15 protein-coding genes are annotated in these 15204 nt (G+C 45.8%); 8 read left to right on the forward strand and 7 right to left on the reverse strand.

Features of this window, described 5'->3' with window-relative positions:
• The first annotated feature begins 1 nt into the window (after position 1).
• Genes CKV74_RS01950 through CKV74_RS01965 form a run of 4 tightly spaced genes read left to right on the forward strand, consistent with a single transcriptional unit; the run spans position 2 to position 3680 of the window.
• A complete protein-coding gene (locus CKV74_RS01950; protein WP_007243483.1) occupies positions 2-1228 on the forward strand; it encodes a beta-ketoacyl-ACP synthase in 1227 nt (408 codons plus the stop codon).
• Positions 1221-1667, forward strand: coding sequence for a hotdog family protein (locus tag CKV74_RS01955; RefSeq protein WP_007243465.1), 447 nt, complete (start codon positions 1221-1223; stop codon positions 1665-1667). The genes CKV74_RS01950 and CKV74_RS01955 overlap by 8 nt, the downstream gene beginning before the upstream one ends.
• Positions 1668-1691: 24 nt before the next feature.
• Positions 1692-2420, forward strand: coding sequence for a 3-oxoacyl-ACP reductase FabG (fabG, locus tag CKV74_RS01960; RefSeq protein ID WP_007243476.1), 729 nt, complete (start codon positions 1692-1694; stop codon positions 2418-2420).
• A 12-nt stretch (positions 2421-2432) separates the two neighbouring features.
• The gene (locus CKV74_RS01965; protein WP_007243447.1) at positions 2433-3680 is read left to right on the forward strand and encodes a beta-ketoacyl-ACP synthase; all 1248 of its coding nucleotides are present in this window, start codon (positions 2433-2435) and stop codon (positions 3678-3680) included.
• Here the strand turns inward: CKV74_RS01965 and CKV74_RS01970 are convergent.
• The 3 genes from CKV74_RS01970 to cysZ form a co-directional block, all read right to left on the reverse strand.
• Positions 3658-4323, reverse strand: coding sequence for a beta-ketoacyl synthase chain length factor (locus tag CKV74_RS01970; protein ID WP_094188671.1), 666 nt, complete (start codon positions 4321-4323; stop codon positions 3658-3660). The genes CKV74_RS01965 and CKV74_RS01970 overlap by 23 nt on opposite strands.
• 142 nt (positions 4324-4465) lie before the next feature.
• Positions 4466-5392, reverse strand: coding sequence for an ADP-glyceromanno-heptose 6-epimerase (gene rfaD / locus CKV74_RS01975; protein WP_007243473.1), 927 nt, complete (start codon positions 5390-5392; stop codon positions 4466-4468).
• A 162-nt stretch (positions 5393-5554) separates the two neighbouring features.
• Positions 5555-6397, reverse strand: coding sequence for a sulfate transporter CysZ (gene cysZ / locus CKV74_RS01980; protein ID WP_007243471.1), 843 nt, complete (start codon positions 6395-6397; stop codon positions 5555-5557).
• A 134-nt stretch (positions 6398-6531) separates the two neighbouring features.
• On the opposite strand from cysZ, the gene zipA reads away from it, so the two are divergent.
• Both zipA and ligA read left to right on the forward strand, forming a co-directional pair.
• Positions 6532-7527 (forward strand): cell division protein ZipA, encoded by a 996-nt coding sequence (gene zipA, locus CKV74_RS01985; RefSeq protein ID WP_007243484.1) that lies wholly within the window; start codon positions 6532-6534, stop codon positions 7525-7527.
• A 75-nt stretch (positions 7528-7602) separates the two neighbouring features.
• Entirely contained in the window at positions 7603-9606 is a 2004-nt protein-coding gene (gene ligA / locus CKV74_RS01990; protein WP_007243469.1) for an NAD-dependent DNA ligase LigA, read from the forward strand.
• A gap of 152 nt (positions 9607-9758) precedes the next feature.
• Here the strand turns inward: ligA and CKV74_RS01995 are convergent, their stop codons facing one another.
• Genes CKV74_RS01995 through tsaD form a run of 4 tightly spaced genes read right to left on the reverse strand, consistent with a single transcriptional unit; the run spans position 9759 to position 12865 of the window.
• The gene (locus CKV74_RS01995; RefSeq protein ID WP_007243459.1) at positions 9759-10979 is read right to left on the reverse strand and encodes an aromatic amino acid transporter; all 1221 of its coding nucleotides are present in this window, start codon (positions 10977-10979) and stop codon (positions 9759-9761) included.
• A gap of 30 nt (positions 10980-11009) precedes the next feature.
• Positions 11010-11591 (reverse strand): thymidine kinase, encoded by a 582-nt coding sequence (locus CKV74_RS02000; protein ID WP_007243456.1) that lies wholly within the window; start codon positions 11589-11591, stop codon positions 11010-11012.
• The gene (locus CKV74_RS02005; protein WP_007243444.1) at positions 11591-11827 is read right to left on the reverse strand and encodes a hypothetical protein; all 237 of its coding nucleotides are present in this window, start codon (positions 11825-11827) and stop codon (positions 11591-11593) included. The genes CKV74_RS02000 and CKV74_RS02005 overlap by 1 nt, the downstream gene beginning before the upstream one ends.
• A gap of 3 nt (positions 11828-11830) precedes the next feature.
• Positions 11831-12865: a tRNA (adenosine(37)-N6)-threonylcarbamoyltransferase complex transferase subunit TsaD gene (tsaD, locus tag CKV74_RS02010; protein ID WP_095176669.1), complete on the reverse strand. Its 1035-nt coding sequence runs from the start codon at positions 12863-12865 to the stop codon at positions 11831-11833.
• Between the two features lie 211 nt (positions 12866-13076).
• Between tsaD and rpsU the strand changes: the two genes are divergently transcribed.
• Entirely contained in the window at positions 13077-13292 is a 216-nt protein-coding gene (rpsU, locus tag CKV74_RS02015) for a 30S ribosomal protein S21 (RefSeq protein ID WP_007243467.1), read from the forward strand.
• Positions 13293-13393: 101 nt separating this feature from the next.
• A complete protein-coding gene (gene dnaG / locus CKV74_RS02020) occupies positions 13394-15175 on the forward strand; it encodes a DNA primase (protein ID WP_095176670.1) in 1782 nt (593 codons plus the stop codon).
• The last annotated feature ends 29 nt before the right edge of the window (positions 15176-15204 follow it).

Consider the following 15204-nt stretch of genomic DNA (forward strand, 5'->3'; position numbering starts at 1 on the left):
TATGATTGCATCCTTTATCAACCACCCGGCTATTATCAGCAGCCTGGGAGAAGGTCTCGAACAACACATTGAAAAATTACTAGCTAATCAATCCAGTCCATTACAGGAGAGCGATTGTATCCGTCAACGTCATCAAATTGATGATGACACTCGAGTATTAGGCGTCGTTGATGTTCCACTACGCCCTTTTGATACTGAGCTTGCCCTCCAGCATCGTAGTCGTAACAACCAATTGGTATGGCATGCTATGGCTCAAATTGAGGATATTCTGCAAAAAGCTATCACTCGTTTCGGAGCACATCGGATCGCCGTTATTATCGGCACATCCACGACTGGTGTTGATGAAAATATCCCAGTATTTAAATATGAGTCCGAGCATCCTAATGACTGGTCAGGCGCACCATTTAACCAACAGCAACAATATTTTTCTGCACCTGCGGATTTTCTGGCTGCGCAATATGGTTTAGGAGGCCCAACCTACGGTATTTCAACAGCCTGTACTTCCGGTGCTAAAGCCTTAATGAGCGCAGCACGATTACTCAATGCGGGCCTTTGTGATGCCGTGTTATGCGGTGGTGTCGACACCCTATCACCATTGACCGTCAAGGGATTTAACTCCCTTTCAGTTTTAAATAAACAGCGTTCCAATCCGTTTTCCGTCAATCGTAACGGCATCAATATTGGTGAGGGAGCCGCACTATTCGTGCTTAGTCGAGAACAACTTAGCGACAGCAGTATTCAACTACTCGGTTATGGCGCTAGTAGTGATGCCTACCATATGTCTTCCCCCCATCCGGAAGGTCGTGGTGCAATAGAGGCCTTTAAAACTGCACTACAAAATGCAGCAATAGATGCCTCCTCTGTCGGTTGGATTAATTTGCATGGCACAGGAACGCAGCATAACGATCAAATGGAAGCGCTAACAGTAAATCATGTTTTTGGCGCACACACCCCATGCACGTCAACCAAGCCTTACACCGGCCATACGCTTGGTGCAGCAGGCGCCATTGAAGCAGCGCTTTGTTATGGCATGATCGACCGTCGCCTCAATCCGCAAGGTAAACTGCCTGCACAATTATGGGATAAGCAAACCGATAATGAATTAGCAACAATTTCCCTAACCGATGAACAAAGTTGCTGGCCACAAGGGCGTCGCATCGCTGCCAGCAGTTCCTTTGCCTTTGGCGGTAATAACGCGGTATTAATTTTAGGAGAAGCGTATGCTTGATTTAAGTTTACCGATTCGACAAATCTCGCCGTTGTTACCACATAGCGGGAAAATGGTGCTGCTAGATAAAATCACGAATTTTGGTACAGACTTTCTAGAGGCCGAGACCACGCTCGATGAGCATTGTCTGCTAGCAAAAAAAGGAATCATCGATAGCCTCATGGGAGCAGAAATAATGGCTCAAGGTGTAGCCGCCTGGGCGGGAATCCAATGTGTGAAAGCCGGCAAACCAATTGGTCTAGGCTATTGGATTGGTTCCCGTAAACTTAGTATCCACTGTGCACAATTACCAATTGCACGACCATTGAAAATCAGTATTCATCTTTCTATTGAAGACACCAGCGGATTCGGCGTATTTGACTGTCAACTGGTCGATATACAGGAGAATCAAGTTCTCGTTGAAGGATCCCTGAATGTCTATCGTCCGCAAACAGCCTAACTACAAAAGAACCCAAGGAACATCATGCAACAAACCATTTTAATTACAGGCTCCAGCCGAGGTATCGGTAAGGCTATTGCCCTTCGTTTGGCACACAGCGGCTATGATATCGTCCTTCATTGTCGTAGTCGGATTGAAGAAGCTGAGGCCACCGCCGAAGCCATCCGTGTCCTTGGTCAGCAAGCGCGCGTCTTACAATTCGATGTATCCGATCGCGCCCAAGCTGCAGCGATATTAACTGCCGATATCGAACAACACGGTGCATACTATGGTGTGGTACTAAATGCCGGACTGACCCGAGATAATGCCTTTCCGGCACTGACCGAAGAGGATTGGGATTGTGTATTACGTACCAACCTCGATGGTTTCTATAACGTTTTACACCCGATTATGATGCCGTTAATCCGTCGTCGTAAAGCCGGTCGCATCGTTTGTATTACCTCAGTTTCCGGGATCATTGGTAATCGTGGACAAGTCAACTACAGTGCATCTAAAGCCGGACTTATCGGTGCTGCCAAAGCATTGGCCGTGGAATTGGCTAAACGTAAAATTACCGTCAATTGTGTCGCCCCCGGCTTAATTGATACCGAAATTTTAGATGAAAACCTACCCTTGGATGAAATCATGAAAATGATCCCGCTTGGTCGAATGGGAAATGCCGATGAAGTGGCACATGCAGTGGATTTTCTGATGGATGAAAAAGCCGCCTATATCACCCGTCAGGTGATTGGGGTTAATGGCGGATTGTGTTAAGGATAAAAAAATATGAAACGAGTTGTCATTACAGGTATTGGTGGCATCACCGCCTTTGGTAAGGATTGGGACAGTATTCGTCGTGCTTTTGCTGACCAACGCAATGCGGTACAAAGCTTTGCTGATTGGGCTGAACGCTATCCTGAACTGGAGGCCCGTTTAGGCGCACGCATCGATGATTACACACCACCAGCACACTGGAACCGCAAGAAGCTAAGAAGTTTAGGACGGGTTTCCCAATTTGCCGTAGAAGCAGCCGAACGCGCCTTAGCCGATGCAGGTCTGCTGGACGAAAATGGCGAAGTACTAACATACCTACAGGATGGGCGGATGGGTGTAGCTTGCGGTTCGTCAACCGGTTCCACCAACGATATTAAAGATGCTGCCGAGTTACTGATGACCGGCAAATCCGACGGTTTTAACGCCAATACCTATGTGCGCATGATGCCACACACCGCCGCGGCAAATATTGGTATTTTCTTTGGCCTACAAGGGCGCATCATTCCAACCTCTAGCGCCTGTTCCTCTGGTAGCCAAGGCATTGGTTACGCCTACGAATCAATTAAGTACGGCCTGATTCCAATGATGTTGGCCGGTGGCGCGGAAGAATTCTGTCCGTCCGAGGTCTATGTCTTCGATTCGCTCTATGCCGCTAGCCGTAACAATGCCCATCCGGAACTCACTCCACGCCCTTATGACGCTGCCCGCGATGGTTTGGTGATTGGTGAAGGTGCCGGAATTTTTGTGTTGGAAGAATTGGAGCATGCGAAAGCGCGTGGTGCGCGAATCATTGCCGAAGTAGTTGGTTACGGAGCCAATAGTGATGGCACTCATGTCACCCGCCCACAAAAAGAAACCATGCAACGCTGCATGGAGTTGGCCCTACAAGACGCTAATCTCACGCCGGAGAAAATAGGCTATGTAAACGGCCATGGTACTGCTACCGAACAGGGTGATATTGCTGAGACTCAAGCGACTGCCGCGCTCTTTGGAAAGATTCCGTTGAGCTCACAAAAAAGCTATCTCGGCCACACACTAGGGGCTTGTGGAGCATTAGAATCTTGGTTTTCCATTGAAATGATGCGGGATGGCCGTTTCGTACCGACTCTCAACTTAACTAACGTAGATGAACGTTGTGGCGCGCTAGATTATATCCAAGGAGATTTCCGCTCCATTCAAACGGATTATGTCATGAACAATAACTTTGCCTTTGGCGGAGTTAATACTTCATTAATTTTTAAACGCTGGCAAGGCGAATAGCCCGACCATCACTCAAGGGAAGCAAAACAGCTTCCCTTTTTAGTTGTTCCAGCATCGCCATAGATGGTGCTAAAAAATCCCCAGCCGGCATTTCCGATGCATCCTCCGTTATAAACTCCACTTCGGCCAGTGCCGGTATTGGTGATGTCCCTAATAACCAAAATACCGCGCCTTCGCGTTCCGTTGTATTTTCCGTGATGCTTTCTAGTCCCCAACCGACTAACGCCTGCTCACAATCGTTATCCAACAATTCCAAGATTGCCAGCGCTAACGGCTGCCAATAGCTTTGCCGATTTAGCGCTAAAAAAATCGCATTGCCATGGGTTTGTAAAGCCTGTGCCAATTGAAAGGTCGCCGCATTATTGAGATTAGCCATAAAATCCAAGGGCGATGGCAAATTATGCTGCATCAGATTTTCAAACATTTTGTCGAATTTCCGAGGCGAATTAAACGGCGAACCACAAAAAATCGCCGTTTGCCCCTGCAGTTTATCCGCCAATGGTAAAGCCCCCAGCAATATCAATTGGCTAAAGCGGGTCAAACGCCGGCCATCAATCCCCAACATCTGTAATTGCACCCGCAGGGTTTTATCGTCGGCCCCTTCAGCCATAAAGCAATGTGTCGCCTGCAAATATATCTTCATCTCAGTCTCCGCCAGCAAACGCCCCGATGATTTTAAAAGTTTTTCTTAAAAACAAACCTAACCCATTGATTTTATTAGACATGTAATAAAAAAGCCGCAATTTATCAAAAACGCGGCTTTTTATCTCCCTCGGCAACAGCAGTTACTTGCGATTTAACCAAGCCATATATTCCGCCACGCCTTCGGCAACATTTTTAAACGGTTTGTCATAACCCGTTGCACGTAATTTATCGAGGTTAGCTTGCGTAAATTCTTGATAACGGGATTTCAAGTGTTCCGGGAATGGAATGGTTTCCACTTGGCCTTTGCCGTGGAATTTAATTACTGCTTTAGCAACTTCGGCGAAGGATTCCGCATTGCCACTACCGCAGTTAAAAATCCCGGAAATACCGTGCTGCCAGCACCAAATATTGACAGCAGCAACATCGCCTACATACACAAAGTCACGGCGGAAATGTTCGCTGCCGGCAAATAATTTCGGATTTTCACCATTTAAGATCTGTTTATTCAAATGGAACGCCACGCTGGCCATTGAGCCTTTATGCCCCTCACGCGGTCCATACACGTTGAAATAACGGAATCCACATACCGGTGATTGTGCTTCCGGCAAAATATTACGAACATATTGGTCGAATTGGAATTTAGAATAGCCGTACACATTTAATGGACCTTCAAATTCACGCTCTTCGCGGAACTCGGTTTTATCGCCGTAAGTCGCAGCGCTAGATGCATAAAGGAATGGAATTTGGCGTTCTAAGCAATAATGCAACAACTCTTTAGAATATTCATAGTTGTTATGCATGATGTATTTGCCATCCCATTCAGTGGTTGCCGAGCAAGCACCTTCATGGAATACCGCATCGATTTTACCGAATTCATCGCCGGCAATAATAGAGGCAATGAAATCCTCTTTATCACAATAGTCGGCAATGTCTAAATCCACCAAATTCACGAATTTAGTACCGTCTTTTAAGTTATCCACCACTAAAATGTCTTTGCGGCCCATGTCGTTGAGCGCTTTTACGATATTGCTGCCGATAAAGCCAGCGCCGCCGGTAACGATGATCATTTGCTTGTCCTTTTAAGTTGAAAGATTCGGGTTATTGTAAAGGATTTCCACGGTAATGTGTACGCTTAAAACGCCCCTACCATTTCAAACTTTCTGCCCTAAATAACAGCTAACCCATTGATTTTATTAAGGTTGCCAATAAAAATATTTATCCTATTGATTTTACTGCACTATTTGATTGTCTTTAGGGGCAACAGCCGTACCGCGAGGCGTACCAACATCGCGTCCGCCACCTTGGCCGCTATGCGGCATTGGTTCGAAACGCCAATGGCTCCGGTAATTTTCCACCCACATGACGGTTGCGGCACATACCGCTACCGGCATCACTAAAAAGTTCACAAAAGGCACCATTGCACAACCGCTCACCAATGCACCGAATGTCAGATTTTGTGTACGTTGTTGGCCAAGCGCACTTTTCATCACCGCAAAGGACACTTTGTGGTTATCGAACGGATAATCGCAATATTGAATGGCCATCATCCAACAGGTGAATAAAAACGCCAACACCGGCACGATAGTTTGTCCAACCAGAGGAATAAATCCTAATAAAAACAATGCAATAATTTTTGGTAAACTGTACCAAAGTTTTTGCCACTCACGCTTTAACATACGCGGCACATCTTTCATCACATCCCACAGATTATCATCGTTGATCTCTTCGCCGGTCAGCATTTTTTCCACTTTCTCCGCCAATAGCCCATTAAACGGCGCAGCAATAAAATTGGATAAGGTATTAAACACAAAATAAAACAACAGCAACACCATGCCGATAGAACAAATCAGCAAAATGACACTTAAAAAGCTGAGCCAATCAGGCACAAAGCTCATCATGAAGTCAATCCAACCGGAAACCTGGTTGATGAATAGCCAAAACAAACTGCTGAGCAGCAGGATGTTCAACAAAATCGGCATAATCACAAAACGGCGCAAGCCTTTTTGACAGATCAGATGCCAACCGGTAACAAAATATTGAAAGGCATTTTTCGCCTCGTTGAGATTAAACATTCGCTTTCCTTGATTTATGATAAATGCCCGCTAAAGACCACGGCAGGCGCGACAAATTCAATTTTTCGCCCTATTTTTTCCCCCTCCAAAATATGCTAGGATTGACGCACTTTTATTGCGCGTAAGGAGCAAAAATGGACTTCAATACTATTTTGATTATTCTTGGGGTGATTGCATTAATCGCCCTTGTGGTGCACGGATTATGGTCAAATCGCCGTGAGAAATCAAAATATTTTCAAAATGCCAACACCTTCAATCGCAATACATCCGGTTTGCGCCGGGTCGGTGAAGGGGACAGTATGCCACCACCTCAAGAACAGCCGGTGTTCAACGCGGCGCGTAGCCCATCCCAAACGAGCGCACCGAAGGCAGTACAGCAAGCGCTCAATTTTGAAGAAGCAGCGCAGCCCCGTGAACGTAGCGTAGATGACATCAAAATCTCCATTCCAAATCAACCGGCTCCGCAAACTCCGGATTATCAAATGCGTCCTACCCAGGTCGCACCGCTGGCGGCTCCACAGCCAATTGAATATCCGCCAATCAACAGTAATCCAAAGGTCTGCGAAATAACCTTAGCCGAATTGGAACACCAAGCGGGCGATGAAGGAATTAATTCCTCTTCACCGGAATTGCGCGCGGAATTGGCTGAAATGTCACTCAATGGCTATGAAGAAGGGCCGGCGGTCCATTTCAATACGGTACAAGCCGAAGTATCCAAACAACAAAAACAAACCAGTGGCTTTATTCAACTTTATGTCATCGCCGCCCATAACCGCGAATTCTACGGACCTTATTTAGCGCAAGCGTTAGATAATTTGGGCTTTATTTGGGGTGATGACGGCCTTTACCACCGTCACTTAGATTTAAGTATTGCCAGTCCGATTTTATTCAGTTTGGCGAACCTCGAACAACCGGGCACCTTCGATCCTTACAATATGGCAGAATTCAATACCGAAGGTGTTGTGTTGTTTATGCAATTGCCATCACCGGGTTCCGATTTAGCCAACCTCAAAATGATGTTGCGGGCAGCCAAAACCCTAGCCGAAGACTTAGGCGGTGCGGTATTAACCGAGGAAGAAGAAATCCTCGACGAACAAACGGAAGCGGCCTACCTCGCCCGAGTCAGTTAACTCTTTTCCATCCTTGACGATTGACCGCATTTCCTGCCGAAGTGCGGTCAATTTATTTCATCAATTAGGACTTTTATGAACATTCCCCAACAACTCGACAATTTACGTCAGGCATTACGCCGTTATGAATATGAATATCATGTGTTGGATAACCCAACCATCCCCGATGCGGAATACGATAAGTTATTCCATCAACTCAAAGCATTAGAAGCCGCCCATCCTGAGTTGATCACCGCCGACTCACCGACCCAACGGGTTGGCGCCAAACCGTTATCGGCCTTTGCTCAAATTCGTCATGAAATCCCGATGCTATCCCTCGATAACGCCTTTAGCGACGAAGAATTTTTTGCTTTCGTCAAACGCATCGAAGATCGCCTAGGGCTGTTGCCGCAACCGCTAACTTTTTGTTGTGAACCCAAATTAGACGGTTTGGCGGTAAGTATTCTGTATGTAAACGGCATTCTCAGCCAAGCGGCAACCCGTGGGGATGGCACTACCGGTGAAGATATCACCGCCAATATCCGCACGATTCGTAATATCCCCTTACAACTGCTCAGCGATAACCCACCAGCCCGTTTAGAAGTACGCGGTGAAGTCTTTATGCCGCATGCAGGATTTGAACGCTTGAACGAACATGCCTTGGAACACGGAGAGAAAACCTTTGCCAATCCACGCAACGCAGCAGCCGGTTCATTACGCCAATTAGATCCTAATATCACCAGTAAGCGTCCACTCAGTTTTAATGCTTATAGCATTGGCGTGGCAGAAGGTGCAGAATTACCCCAAGGGCAATATGAACGATTACAATGGCTAAAAACCATTGGGATTCCGGTTAATGCAGAAATTCGTCTGTGCGAAGGCGTAGATGCGGTGCTCGATTTCTATCAAGATATCCAAAGCAAGCGTAGTGAACTGGGTTACGACATCGATGGTACGGTGCTGAAAATCAATGATATCGAGCTACAACAACGTCTGGGTTTTATTTCCAAAGCACCGCGCTGGGCGATTGCCTATAAATTCCCGGCTCAGGAGCAACTTACCCGCCTCAACGATGTTGAATTCCAGGTTGGCCGTACCGGTGCAGTTACACCGGTGGCAAAACTAGAACCGGTTTTTGTAGCGGGTGTTACCGTCAGTAATGCAACCTTGCATAACGGCGATGAAATCGCCCGTTTAGATTTAGCGATTGGTGATACCGTAGTGGTGCGCCGCGCCGGTGATGTCATCCCGCAAATTATCGGGGTATTGCATGAGCGACGTCCGGCCGATGCCAAACCGATTATTTTCCCAACCCATTGCCCGGTGTGTGATTCCTTAATTGTACGGATTGATGGCGAAGCGGTCGCCCGTTGCACTGGCGGCTTAATTTGCGCAGCACAGCGCAAAGAAGCGTTGAAACATTTCGTCTCTCGCAAAGCCATGGATATCGACGGCGTCGGTGCGAAATTAATTGAGCAATTAGTCGATCGCGAATTGATACATACGCCTGCCGACCTATTTAAATTGGATTTAACAACCCTATGCTGCTTAGAACGCATGGCCGAGAAATCCGCACAAAATGCCTTAGCCAGTCTGCAAAAAGCCAAACAAACCACCTTAGCGCGGTTTATTTTTGCCCTTGGCATCCGTGAAGTCGGAGAGGCCACTGCGCTGAACTTAGCAAATCACTTCAAAACCTTGGAAGCCTTGCAGGCTGCGGATTTAGACGCCTTGCAGGAAGTTCCCGATGTGGGCGAAGTGGTCGCTAACCGGATTTTTGTGTTCTGGCGCGAAGCCCATAATGTGGCGGTGGTTGAGGATTTACTCAAACAAGGAGTACATTGGCCTGCCGTTGAGGAAAAAATCGTGGGTGAGAATCCGTTCAATGGTAAAACCGTGGTATTAACCGGCACCTTAAGCCAAATGGGACGCTCTGAAGCCAAAGCCCGACTACAAGAATTAGGCGCCAAAGTCAGCGGTTCGGTATCGGCTAAGACAGATTTTGTCATTGCCGGCGATGCTGCGGGTTCCAAATTGACCAAAGCCCAGGAGCTCGGGGTCACTGTATTGAGTGAAGAACAATGGTTAGCCATGCTCTAAATGTTTTTAAGCCAATCATAATAAAATCAATGACTTAGAGTGTATTTTTAGAAAAATTCCAATTTCCTAGGGGGCGTTTGGCGTATTGGCTTTGAGACATAAAATAAGGGCGATCCCATGATCGCCCTTTTATTTGTGCTACGTTAAATCGCTTACCCCACCACAGCCGGCAGTTTGCCTGCTTGGATAAGGAATGGAATCGCCATAATTAATAAGCCAACGAGGAGCGCTAAAATTAGCGTTAGATAACCACCTGCCACTCGATAAGGTAAATTTGGATGGGTCACGCGGGTACGCCAAGCCAAGCCGATTGGTAAAATCAAACAATAAAAGGCACAAAGCAAACCGGCATATCCCAAGGCTTTAATGAAGCCTTCCGGATAAAACAAGGCAAATGCTAATGGTGGAAGGAAGGCCGCCACGCTCAACACAAGGCGATTTTTCGGTAAAGAATAGCGTTTAAATAAATCGCCTAAGCCTTCAAATACCCCCAGCATCACACCAAGGAATGAGGTGATTAATGCGAGGGAAGAGAAAATCCGCACAATCTCGCCCATGATATTGGAACCGGTGATTTCTCGGGTGGCATTCACTAGACCATTGAGCGTAGGATCTGCTTTCAGAATTTGTACAAATTCATTCTGACTTAATACGCCGTGGGTTGATAATTGCCACACTAAGTAAGCCACCAATGGAATTGAAGTACCAATTAAGATAGCCCGACGGAATTTAGCCACGCTGCCATCCAAATATTTATTCACACTCCCCATAATGATATGGAAGCCAAAGGAGGTGAAGAAAATCGGTGCTGCGGAAATAACAAAAGCGTAATCCAATGGTAGCGCCAGTAAATTATCCACCTTCACTTTCGGTAGCATCATAAACAACACAAAGGCAAAAGCGATCAATTTACCGATAAACAACATACGGGTAGCACCATCAACCCCTTTAGTTCCAATCACCACGAAGGAACCCAACACCAAGGTAAATAATAAAATTGCCGTTTTCAACTCTAATGGTTCGCCACCAAAAGCCGTCGGTAAACCGGCCAATAACGAGCCGCCACCGGTAATATAAGCTGCCGAAAGCGCATACAATAAAATCAACAAACTAAAGGTCGCTAAAGCACGGCCGAGCACACCAAAATATTTTTCTGCTAAGGTTGCCACACCATCATCCAGATATTCGGCGGTTTGGTAAACTTCCACAAATAGCAATCCGCTATAGCTTAAAATAGCCCAGAGCCCGACCAACAAGAGCACAGTATAACCAAAGCCGATACCCGCCGAGGTCAATGGCATTGCCAACATCCCTGCACCAATACTGGTGCCCGCAATAATCAATGCGCTGCCTAAGGTTTTATTTTTGAGCATAAATTGTCCTCAAGAGAAAAGTAAAAAAGGTTACAGCAAGCCGCATTTTTCTTTGTAATGATAACGACAAACCGACATATAGCGGTCATTACCGCCGATTTGAATTTGTTCGCCTTCGCGAATCACATCGCCTTGCGCATTTAAACGCAATACGAAATTAGCTTTGCGTCCGCAATAGCAAATGGTTTTAAGTTCTTCCAATTGGTCAGCCCAAGCCAGTAGGTATTTACTCCCTTCAAATAGCTCCGCCTGGAAATCGGTACGCAAACCATAACATAGGACGGGAATATTTAATTTGTCCACGACATCACTCAATTGATAAACCTGTTGCTTTGTAAGAAATTGAGCTTCATCCAACAACACACAATGCAATGGCTGTGCTGCCGCTTGTGCACTGATTTCCATCCATAGATCGGTACCTGCATGGAAAAGTCTGGCATCCTCAGAAATACCAATACGGGAAGTGACTTTACCGGCGCCAAAACGATCATCGATAGCTGCGGTATACACCAAGGTGTGCATATCCCGTTCCCGATAATTATAAGCGGACTGTAGCAAGGTTGTGGACTTACCGGCATTCATTGTGGAATAGTAAAAATACAGTTTAGCCATTATTTAATAATCCATTTCCACATGTAATAGGCAATAAATCCGGCCACCGGTGGGCAAGCTGCTAACATAAAGGTACCGTAGGTCGCACCACCGCCAACCAGTTGTCCGGCACTCGCTAAAGCGGCCACGATATCAGCACTCGGGGTCGTAAAAATCCACAGACCTATCAGTGCTAATACAGCAAAGCAAGCGATACCTGCGGCACGCATTGCTCTGACTTTAATCATATTTTCCATATCTTATCCTTCAATCGCCGGTAATTCACTCATTGGCCAGCGTGGTTTAATATCAAGAGCCAGTCCACTATGTTGACCTTTCGCCAAACGGAGCATTCCGGCATAAGCAATCATGGCACCATTGTCGGTACAAAACTGTGGTGGTGGGTAAAAAACTTCACCGCCTAATTTTTTCATCATTTGCGCCAAATTTTCCCGTAATTGCTGGTTAGCGCTTACCCCCCCGGCAATCACTAAGCGTTTATAGCCGGTTTGTTGCAACGCTCGTTTGCATTTTATCGCTAAGGTATCAACCACCGCTTCTTGAAATGCATAGGCGATATCCGCTTTACTTTGAGCAGATAACTCGCCCTCTTGCTTCACTAGTTTGTTAATCGTATTGGCGGCAAAGGTTTTTAATCCGGAAAAGCTAAAATCCAAACCTGGTCTATCAGTCATTGGGCGAGGGAAAGCAAAACGACCGGCATGCCCATCACTAGCTAAACGGGCCAATGCCGCACCACCAGGATAATCCAACCCCAATAATTTAGCGGTTTTATCAAAGGCTTCTCCAGCCGCATCATCTATCGATTCACCAATCACCTGATATTGACCAACACCTTCAACTTTAACCAATTGGGTGTGTCCGCCGGACACCAATAATGCTAAAAAAGGGAAATCGGGACGATGCTTATCCAGCATAGGTGCTAATAAATGACCTTCCATATGATGAATACCAATTGCCGGCACATTCCAAGCGTAAGCAAGCGAACGGGCAATAGTTGAACCGACCAGCAGCGCTCCAATAAGCCCCGGACCTGCAGTATAAGCTACGCCATCAATATCTGCTGCAGTCAAACCGGCTTCTTTTAAAGCCGCATCAATTAATGGCGCAGTTTTGCGGATATGATCACGGGAAGCCAACTCCGGCACTACACCGCCATAATCAGCATGCAACGCAATTTGGGTATATAGCTGGTTAGCCAACAAACCGCGTTCTTCATCATAAATTGCCACACCGGTTTCATCGCAAGATGTTTCAATACCTAAAACCCGCATGTTATCCTCTTCAAAATAGGGAAAAAATTGCGGCGAATTCTACCCTGTTTGCGGTTTTTTCTCCAGTTTAAAGGGCAAAAATCAAGAAAATCCGCATTCCACCCTTTACTTTGAAGGGTAAAGTAGATTAGAATTGCGACCTTTATTGAAACTGTCGAATCTTTCGACAAATTAAATTGCAATTAATTAAACTCATTGAGGTGATTGGCTTATGCCTGTAATTAAAGTACGTGAAAACGAATCCTTCGACGTAGCTTTACGTCGTTTCAAACGCTCTTGCGAAAAAGCAGGAATCTTAGCGGAAGTTCGCGCTCGTGAATTTTACGAAAAACCAACAACTATTCGTAAACGTGAAAAATCGACTCTTGCGAAACGTCACGCTAAACGCAATGCTCGCGAAAACGCGCGTAGCACCCGTTTATACTAATTCATAGTATTTCTTAACTCGAGTTAACATAAACCGTGAAACCTTTGGGATCACGGTTTTGTTGCTTTCAAAAAGGTCATTTTGTATCACGGAGACAATCAATGAAAGGCTTAATTCCTCGCCAATTTATTGATGATTTGCTGACTAAATCCAATATTGTCGATGTGATTAATAGTCGGGTTAAACTCAAAAAAGCCGGCCGTGACTATCAGGCCTGCTGCCCTTTCCACCACGAAAAAACTCCTTCCTTTACTGTTAGCGAAAAGAAACAATTCTATTATTGCTTCGGTTGCGGAGCAAAAGGCAATGCCATCTCCTTTTTGATGGATTATGACAAGTTGGAATTTGTTGAAGCAGTTGAGGAATTGGCGGCGGCAGCCGGGTTGGAAGTGCCTTATGAAAACCGCAATAACGGCCAATCCAGCAAACCAAGGGTTGATTATCAAACCAAACGCAACCTTTATGAATTGATGCAGGAAATTGCCCAATTCTATCAGCAGCAATTAAGCTACAATATTCCCGCACAAAGTTATCTGCAACAACGGGGATTATCCGATGAAATCATCCACCGTTTTCAAATTGGTTTTGCACCAAATGCAATGGATACGGTATTGCGTCAATTTGCTAAAAATAATGCTGAACAGCAACGCTTATTTGAATTAGGCATGTTATCGCGCAATGATCGGGGTTCGGTTTACGATAAATTCCGTCATCGTATTATGTTTCCAATTCGCGACAAACGCGGGCGTACTGTTGCTTTTGGTGGGCGTGTATTAGGTGATGAAAAACCCAAATACCTTAACTCACCAGAAACCATTACCTATCACAAAGGTAATGAGCTATACGGGTTATTTGAAGCGCTACAAATAAATGACCAACCGGAAAAATTATTAGTTGTAGAAGGTTATATGGATGTGGTGGCCTTAGCTCAATTTGGTGTTGATTACGCGGTAGCCTCATTAGGAACCTCAACCACCTCCGAACAAATTCAACAACTATTCCGAGTCACCGAGCAAGTCGTATGTTGCTATGACGGCGATCGTGCCGGACGGGATGCGGCTTGGCGCGCCTTAGAAAATGCTCTCCCCTACCTCCAGGATGGACGACAAATTAAATTTATTTTCCTACCTGATGGCGAGGATCCTGATAGCTATATTCGTCAATTCGGCCAAGAGAAATTTGAAGCCTATATTAATCAAGCGCAATCCTTAACGGATTTTCTATTTGCGCATTTAAGCCCACAAGTAGATTTCTCTTCACAAGAAGGCAAGACTAAATTAATTGCGTTGGCCGCTCCTTTAATCCGGCAAATACCTGGTGACGCCTTGCGTATGGCATTACGTAATAGCCTGGCACAACGAGTAGGTATTCTAGATCAAAGCCAATTGGATGAATTGTTACCGAAGGAAACTAATGCGCCCATAACAAAACCGCGCATGGAAAATAAAATCAAAAAAACACCAATGCGGATTGTTATTTCACTACTATTACAAAATCCACATTTGGTCAGTCGAATTTCTCCTGCTGGAGTACAGGCATTACGCAATGAAGCAGGCTTTGAACTATTGCTCCAACTCAGTTCACTCTGCCGGGAACGGGAAGGTATTTCGACCGGACAAATACTGGAGCATTTTCGAGATAGCGAGTATCGCTCCCCCCTTGAAATTCTAGCCAGTTGGGAACATCTACTCGATGATGCAGAGATTATCACTGCCTTTTCACAAAATTACCGTCGCTTAAATATTCAGGCGATTGAACGGGACATTGCCATGCTAATTGCTAAAGAGCGAACCGAAGGGCTTTCCGAGGTAGAACGCGGGGCATTGATTACCCTCCTAAAATCCAAAGAAGAGCAGAAAAAACAGTTAGTTAATCCGCTATAAAAATGGTAGAATTGCGCGCTTAAAGTGCG

This window comes from Haemophilus pittmaniae, from assembly GCF_900186995.1.
GTDB classification, from domain to species: Bacteria; Pseudomonadota; Gammaproteobacteria; order Enterobacterales; family Pasteurellaceae; genus Haemophilus_D; species Haemophilus_D pittmaniae.

Coding starts and splice junctions, on each gene's coding strand:
- CKV74_RS01950 (WP_007243483.1), top strand. CDS start 2: ATGATTGCATCCTTTATCAACCACCCGGCTATTATCAGCAGCCTGGGA.
- CKV74_RS01955 (WP_007243465.1), top strand. CDS start 1,221: ATGCTTGATTTAAGTTTACCGATTCGACAAATCTCGCCGTTGTTACCA.
- fabG (WP_007243476.1), top strand. CDS start 1,692: ATGCAACAAACCATTTTAATTACAGGCTCCAGCCGAGGTATCGGTAAG.
- CKV74_RS01965 (WP_007243447.1), top strand. CDS start 2,433: ATGAAACGAGTTGTCATTACAGGTATTGGTGGCATCACCGCCTTTGGT.
- CKV74_RS01970 (WP_094188671.1), bottom strand. CDS start 4,323: ATGAAGATATATTTGCAGGCGACACATTGCTTTATGGCTGAAGGGGCC.
- rfaD (WP_007243473.1), bottom strand. CDS start 5,392: ATGATCATCGTTACCGGCGGCGCTGGCTTTATCGGCAGCAATATCGTA.
- cysZ (WP_007243471.1), bottom strand. CDS start 6,397: ATGTTTAATCTCAACGAGGCGAAAAATGCCTTTCAATATTTTGTTACC.
- zipA (WP_007243484.1), top strand. CDS start 6,532: ATGGACTTCAATACTATTTTGATTATTCTTGGGGTGATTGCATTAATC.
- ligA (WP_007243469.1), top strand. CDS start 7,603: ATGAACATTCCCCAACAACTCGACAATTTACGTCAGGCATTACGCCGT.
- CKV74_RS01995 (WP_007243459.1), bottom strand. CDS start 10,979: ATGCTCAAAAATAAAACCTTAGGCAGCGCATTGATTATTGCGGGCACC.
- CKV74_RS02000 (WP_007243456.1), bottom strand. CDS start 11,591: ATGGCTAAACTGTATTTTTACTATTCCACAATGAATGCCGGTAAGTCC.
- CKV74_RS02005 (WP_007243444.1), bottom strand. CDS start 11,827: ATGGAAAATATGATTAAAGTCAGAGCAATGCGTGCCGCAGGTATCGCT.
- tsaD (WP_095176669.1), bottom strand. CDS start 12,865: ATGCGGGTTTTAGGTATTGAAACATCTTGCGATGAAACCGGTGTGGCA.
- rpsU (WP_007243467.1), top strand. CDS start 13,077: ATGCCTGTAATTAAAGTACGTGAAAACGAATCCTTCGACGTAGCTTTA.
- dnaG (WP_095176670.1), top strand. CDS start 13,394: ATGAAAGGCTTAATTCCTCGCCAATTTATTGATGATTTGCTGACTAAA.